We start from the raw sequence: 6,704 nt of genomic DNA on the forward strand, positions 1-6,704 counted from the left end.
CAGAAAAATGATTGACCGGCTACAGCGCCTGCCGGGTCGGCGGCTCCGATCAAGCCAGATTTACGAATACGTTGATTCAGGTTTCGGCTATACCTGAAATCAACCCTTTTTAGGCTGCATCAGCCACTGGTCGAGACTGATGCGGCCGATCCGTGCGTCGCCGAGCGGTACGAGCGAGCGTTCCTCGACGAGACCTCCGTAGTAGCGCGCATCGCGATCCGTCACCACCGGGCGCGCATCGCCCACCGATCTCAGATACCGCGAGATGATTTCCGCGAACGGCACACGGTCCGGGCCGGCGATATCGACCGTGCCGTTCAGTGGCGCAGCAAGTGCGACCTGCGCGAGGGCCGCCGCGACGTCATCCGCAGCGATCGGCTGGAACAGGCCGTCGCCAACACGCACGGTCCCATTTTCCGTGCCGAAATCAGCAATGCCGCCGATGAATTCCATGAACTGGGTCGCACGCACGATGGTGTAGGGTACGCCCGCCGCTTCAACTGCCTCTTCCTGCGCAAACTTCGCGACGAAATACGCATTTTCGGGCGTACGCTCGCAGCCGACGATGGATAGCGCGACGTGGTGGCGTACCCCTGCGGCCACTTCGGCCTTGCCGAGGTTGCGCGTCGAGGTGCGGAAAAAATCGAGCACCGCCTGAGGCTCCCACGGAGGCGCGTTCGCCACATCCACGACGACGTCCGCGCCCGCCAGAGCGGTGCTCAGGCCTTCGCCGGTCACGGCGTTCACACCGTTTCGCGGCGACGCAGCAAGCGCCTCATGGCCCGCCTCCCGAAGCAGCGTAACGAGGCGCGAGCCGATCAGGCCGGAACCACCGATTACGACGATTTTCATGACACATTCCACAGATGAGGGTCAATTGACACGTTTACGCGGCGGGCGGCCGTTGCATCGCGTGAAACTACTCGCCGCCCTCGCATCGTGTGAAGCTATTGTGGGAAGACCATGAACTATCGGAAAGTGCCAAGAATTGTCGCTCGGACCAGGCCAAGTCGTTTTCGCCCCCTTGCCGGCAAGACACTCATGACCATGCCGCCCACCACATTCACGTTAGATATCAATCGGCAGCATCACCTGCCGATCTATCAGCAAATCTGCGAGCGTTTCAGAACGGCAATCGCCGCGGGGCATCTGCGCCCCGGCGATCGCGTGCCGGCGCTGCGCAGCCTCGCCACGCAACTGAACACAGCGCGCGGCACGGTTGAGCTGGCCTACACAATCCTGCTCGACGAGGGCTACCTTCAAATGCGCGGCGCGGCAGGCACGTTCGTGTCGCCCTCGCTGCCGGCATCGGTGACGCACTCGTCTCGTATGCAAAACGCCCAGAATTCGAACGGCCAACAGCGCACCAAAGCGGCTGCCGCACCTCAGGCGCCAAGCGAATCGCGCGGCGCTGAACTGCCGCCGCGCCCGATTCCCATTGCGGCCGCCATGAGCGGCGAGCCGCGGCCGTTGCAACCCGGGCTGCCCGCGCTCGACGCGTTTCCGGTCAAGCTTTGGAATCGGCTCGTTTCGCATCGCGCGCGCAGCGGCGAGCGAACGATGCTCGCCTACCCGGATCCTGTTGGCTATCGGCCGCTGCGTGAACACATCGCCACGTATCTTGGACTGTCGCGCGGTGTGACCTACCTGCCGGACTAGGTGTTCGTGACGAGCGGCTACCGTGCGACGCTCGAACTCGTATTGCGCAGTCTCGGCCGCCCGAACGACAGCGTGTGGTACGAAGATCCGGGCTATCTGCTCGCGCGCGGCTTTCTCGCCGAAACCGGGGTTCAGCTCATCCCAGTCCCGGTGAACGAAGAGGGAATCGACGTCGAACGCGGGACACAACTGGATGCGCAGGCGCGCTTCGCGCTGGTCACGCCGTCGCACCAGAGCCCGCTCGGGCACACGTTATCTCTCGCCAGGCGCATGGCGCTGCTGGACTGGGCAGAACAGGCATCGAACTGGATCGTCGAAGACGACTACGCCAGCGAGTTCCGCTATCTGGGCCGGCCATTGCGGGCTTTGAAGAGCCGCGACCGGCACGATCATGTGATCTATTGCGGCACATTCAGCAAGGTGATGTTTTCGGGCTTGCGGCTGGCGTATACGGTGGTGCCGGAGCGGGCCGTCGAGCGTGTCGGGCGGGTGGCGCGCAGCATGAACGCCGGATCGCCAACCCTCCTGCAGGCCGCTCTGGCAGACTTTATCGAGCAGAGGCATTTTGCGCGGCACCTGAAGCGCATGCGTACTCTATACGCCGCGCGTCGCGTGCTGATCGTGCGCGCACTCGAGCAGGCGTTCGGCGAACGATTGGCCGTCGAATTGCCACAGGGCGGAATCCAGTTCGCAGCGCAGTTCATTGAAGGTCCTGATGGCCCGGTCGACGACGTTGCGGTTGCTGCGCGCGCCCGCGAGGCGGGAGTCGCCGTGCTGCCACTTTCGATCTGGTACGCGAATGGCCGCATGCGGCGGACGCCGCGCGGCCTTGTGATGGGCTTCGCGAATGTTGCCGATGCAGGTGAAGCAGGCCGCTTCGCACTGACGTTGTGCGAGTGTCTCGCGGGATAACGCACACCGCGGCCGCGCTCCGCTCGCCTCGACACGCGCACGATTCGTTACTGCCCACGTTTGACCTCATGCGCTAGTTTGCCAAGTAGCTGATCCAGCGCCGCCTGCACCACTCGACAAGTGTCACGGGCACGATACAAAGGCGCTATATTCCACCGAGGTCAGTTTAACGACCTCGACGCTGATCACGGGCGCGTCTCCGGCGTTGGATGGTCCGACGAGGGCAGTCTCGCAGTCGATTGGCGAATGTCCGAAAGACACGTGAGCCCCGCGGCGGCACAAATCTCGCGCGCATGGCGCCATCTTCAATCCCTCGTAGGTAATTCTGCGGCCTGGCACCGCCGCGCGTTAGCGGTCGAAAGACGGCGTCGCCGCGACGCACCCGAACACCCGTCAGTCTGCAATTTCAGACGTGGGCGCGAGACCTATCCGCCACCTCTGATCCTGATAGCGGCCGAGTGTCGAATCACTCAAGGAAACAGGGATCGTACGCATCGTCTCCCATTCGATTCGACTGATTGGCCATAAAGATTCCATGGCGAGCGGTTGCTCTTAGTGGGGCCACTGTAGCGGGCAGGTCTGCTGTTACGCTGCGATGGGTCCGCTCTATGCTGTGGCGCCGTCTCCGCCGTTCCCAATGCCCTGATTCCTACCGCACTTTAGTCTCCCGGCGAGCGGTGACACCTGCCAAACGTCAAGCTGCAACGTCGATATAACACACGGCATAGATCGCTACGTCGGCTCAAGGCTCCGCACGGTGTACGTAACGGCGTGGCCTCGAATGACGAAAAATATGATAGCTACGTGCGCACAACCACGAACCCTCGGGGCTTCGTGGCTCGGGAATCGACGACGCTGCGCCGCGCGGGGATTTCACGAAACTTCTCAGGCGCTATTGGGTTCATCAACGTCGCGCTAAGCGGCAGCCTCGCGGAAGCGTCATGCCGCCTACGTGTGTCGTCGCCCTCGCTGAGCAAGAGCATTGCCCGGCTCGAGTCCCAGTTAATGTGCGCCTGCTGCAGCGATCTAATCGCAAAATTGCATTGACGGCCGAAGGTACGATTCTCTTTGAGGAATATGTTCCTGCCGTGAATCACATCATTCGAGTTACGAGATTTGACCGGATCTACTGCCAGCCGCATTGGCAACGTTCGTGCCATCTGCTCTCCGAGCTTCGGACGCCAGTACGTCGCCAGCATGTTACCGTCGTTTTGTTCAACGTACCCAGGCATCGAGATCGACTTTGATCTCAATGATTGCAGTCCCGATCCGGGGCGAACCGGCGTCGACGTAGCGATCCGGTACGGCGAGGTGAGCAAGGGCGATTTTGTTGCGCGGCGTCTTTGCGACTCCGCGCTGGTGGTATGCGCGTCGCCGTCGTATCTCAGTGAACATGGCACCCCGCTAACCATAGACGATCTTCTCCAGCACAGACTCATCCTGCATCGAAGCACAGATTCCGGCCGCCCTGTTGAATGGACGTTTGACCTAGACGACGGGGCAGTAAAGCGTCGCTTCGATGGCTACATTGTTGCCAATGATCCGGATCTCCTAGAGCAGGCAGTGCTTTTCGGGTGCGGGCCGGCTCAACTCGACAGCGAGCAAGTCAGTAAGCAGGTCGAAAACGGAGAACTGATCCCAGTATTGACGGCATTTGCACCACGGGGCGGAGGACACTTCGTCTGCTACCACAACGGCCCGCTAACGCCCCCGAGGGTTAAAGTCTTTGTCGACTATCTCCTCAACCATCTGGCTGACTACTGATATACCTCGGCGGAACCACTTAGTTTCGACACTCTGCCACACCCTCCTCGTTGATGATTAGAGGCGCAGTTTGATTGAATACCCGCTAGGATCATTCGATAGCACCCCACCAGAACACTAAGCCCGAGTTTTCTCCAGAAATCGAAACATAACATTACTATTGAGATAAAAGTCTATATTGATAGACTTGGGAGTATCCCGACAGCACACGCCGCACGCTCGAGCGACGCGTGCGGCATTGGAGGGCGATATCTGGCCCATCGAAGGAAGTCTTCTTCCCGCAGCTGCATGAGCCGGCTGCCCGCGGTCTGTCCGACTTCACCGATATGGCCGAACTGCGAGTGACCATCGCTGGCGTGCCCCTCGAACACCGGCTGTACCACTTCGCGCTGGCGTTTTCCCGTTGGGAGTACGCCAACATCGTTGAAGGCGGCGAGAGCTTCGAAGCACTGTCCATGGGATTGCAGAAAGCACTGTGGCAGGCCGGGGGCTGCCCGCGAGAGCATCGCACCGAAAGCCTGTCAGCGGCGTTCCGAAACCTCGCAGATGAAGAAGACTTCACGGTGCGCTATGCGGCGCTGCTCGAGCACTATGGCATGGACGGGACACGCAACAATCGTGGCCTGGGTCACGAGAACGGCAGCGTTGAGTCATCTCATCGCTATCTGAAGGAAGCCATCGATCAGGCGTTGATGTTGCGCGGCCACCGGGACTTCGATGATCGCGCGGCCTACGAGGAGTTTCTGCGTGAAGTCATCATGCGCCGCAACCGACGTAACGCAGCGGCGTTCCGCCTTGAGCGCGAAAAGCTCATGGATCTGCCGCCAAGGCGCACGACGGACTTCGTTGAGGAGGAAGCACGCGTCACATGCTGTGGCACCCCGGTCGACCGGCCAAGATGGTTATCGGTAAACCGGCCTTACTGCTTGACGCTATCCACTGCGTGGCGTTCATGCCCAAGCCGGACGCCGCGACCGCAGCGCGAATCGGTCCTGCGCCTGAACTCGCGTGGCGAGCGGTACTTCAGCGCGCTATGAGGACGCTGCTCGTTGTAATGCTCGAACGCGGTGGCGAGATTGCGCTCATCAACTCAAGTGTGAGGCGGTGTCCGAGGTACGGGGGCAAATGCACTATCCGAGCTTAATTACCTACAACAAGGTCATATCCAAAGCCAATCTTGTTGGCGAAATTGTTCGATTGGTCAGACACAGCACACAGGTTCTCGGCATAGAAGCCAACGAAATCTGCGTTCTCGCGCCGCAATGGATACATCTGGCAGCCCTGACGCGACGTCTGGTTACGGAAGCACCTGAATTTGCATTTGACGGCCCCGGGATGGCGCCATTTTCGAGAGACATTGAGAATTTCTGGTATACGGTCGCGTGCTTGGCGCTGACCGAGCCGCCCCCATCAATTTACCTGCGTCGCATGAGATGGGCGAAGGAGGTACTGACCGCATTGTCTAATGCTGGAGTCGTCGCACATCGGATTGACCAGAAGTCATTTCTGAAGCACTGCAACGCTATTCAAGTCACGGAAACTGATGGCCTCGATTACCTTCGAGAGTTTTTCGACTCACTCTTCCGAAGAATCGAGATTGACTACCGCGTCCATCAGCTACTAGAGGAGCACCATACGGCGTTCTTCGACAGTTCCCTCGCACGCATCGGAAAACTTGAGCGCGAGGGCGTCCGTGATAGTCGAGACATCGCGTTTTTCCGGAGAGTATTCCAGGAACGCTCGGGGATAACGGTGTCGACGATTCATGGCGTCAAGGGAGCAGAATTTGATGTCGTCATAGCCTGCACTCTCCTGGAAGGAATGGTGCCGCATTTCAGCGATCCTGAGGGACTTACGAGCGCCCGGAAGCTTTTGTATGTAACGGGCTCGCGCGCTCGAAAAAACCTTCACCTAATCTCTGAGACCGGTCGACAGAAAGGTGGAAGGTGGGGCGAGTACTTACCAACAGTAGCATTGGAGAGCTATGCGTTTGACTATGACGAAGAAGGTTTCAATGAGTGAAAGCCTCCACGCTGAACGCGAATCGTAGATCAATTTGGTGGCGTGGCTGCCCACCAAGCACGACATTAATCTGTGGTTTAGCAAACTCCATCTCACCATGCGATGAGTAGTTGACGATTCGACATTTAGACAGTCCGGGTGGGACGAGACTACCTGTTCGCTCAAGTGGCAGTGGTCGTTCGCCGTTGCCTTCGCCAAATGACCGCTCTGCAGCATTCAGCAGGCATATCAGCGTAAATACGCGAACGACGGCTAAGGCTACTACAAGGGCTTCCCCATTGAGCGCAAGCACAAATGTGGTTTTCTGTTGTCGCAATGTTGCCTTGCCGACGTCGTGTGAGAAGGTG

General features: G+C 59.5%; 5 protein-coding genes and 3 pseudogenes. 5 read left to right on the forward strand and 3 right to left on the reverse strand.

Annotation, left to right across the window (positions count from 1 at the left end; genetic code table 11):
* Positions 1 to 99 precede the first annotated feature (99 nt).
* A complete protein-coding gene (locus HDG37_RS31445; RefSeq protein WP_184054469.1) occupies positions 100 to 852 on the reverse strand; it encodes an SDR family oxidoreductase in 753 nt (250 codons plus the stop codon).
* Between the two features lie 189 nt (positions 853 to 1,041).
* Between HDG37_RS31445 and HDG37_RS31450 the strand changes: the two are divergent.
* The 4 genes and pseudogenes from HDG37_RS31450 to HDG37_RS31465 all read left to right on the forward strand — a co-directional run.
* Positions 1,042 to 2,571 (forward strand): annotated as a pseudogene (locus tag HDG37_RS31450) (PLP-dependent aminotransferase family protein).
* An 834-nt stretch (positions 2,572 to 3,405) separates the two neighbouring features.
* A complete protein-coding gene (locus HDG37_RS40480; RefSeq protein WP_409260258.1) occupies positions 3,406 to 3,618 on the forward strand; it encodes a LysR family transcriptional regulator in 213 nt (70 codons plus the stop codon).
* 69 nt (positions 3,619 to 3,687) lie between these two features.
* Positions 3,688 to 4,335, forward strand: coding sequence for a substrate binding domain-containing protein (locus HDG37_RS31460; protein WP_184054473.1), 648 nt, complete (start codon positions 3,688 to 3,690; stop codon positions 4,333 to 4,335).
* A 209-nt stretch (positions 4,336 to 4,544) separates the two neighbouring features.
* Positions 4,545 to 5,213 (forward strand): annotated as a pseudogene (locus HDG37_RS31465) (IS21 family transposase); the annotation flags it as partial.
* A gap of 41 nt (positions 5,214 to 5,254) precedes the next feature.
* Here the strand turns inward: HDG37_RS31465 and HDG37_RS39710 are convergent.
* Positions 5,255 to 5,416: pseudogene (locus HDG37_RS39710) on the reverse strand (integrase core domain-containing protein); the annotation flags it as partial.
* A gap of 44 nt (positions 5,417 to 5,460) precedes the next feature.
* Between HDG37_RS39710 and HDG37_RS31475 the strand changes: the two are divergent.
* Positions 5,461 to 6,357: a 3'-5' exonuclease gene (locus HDG37_RS31475; protein ID WP_184054475.1), complete on the forward strand. Its 897-nt coding sequence runs from the start codon at positions 5,461 to 5,463 to the stop codon at positions 6,355 to 6,357.
* On the opposite strand, the gene HDG37_RS38875 is transcribed toward HDG37_RS31475, so the two are convergent.
* Positions 6,347 to 6,704, reverse strand: a 358-nt coding sequence (locus HDG37_RS38875) for a hypothetical protein (protein ID WP_221312193.1), incomplete at its 5' end; no start/stop codon positions are given. The genes HDG37_RS31475 and HDG37_RS38875 overlap by 11 nt on opposite strands.

Origin of the sequence: Paraburkholderia sp. MM5384-R2 (genome assembly GCF_014201025.1) — a bacterium.
GTDB classification, from domain to species: Bacteria; Pseudomonadota; Gammaproteobacteria; order Burkholderiales; family Burkholderiaceae; genus Paraburkholderia; species Paraburkholderia tuberum.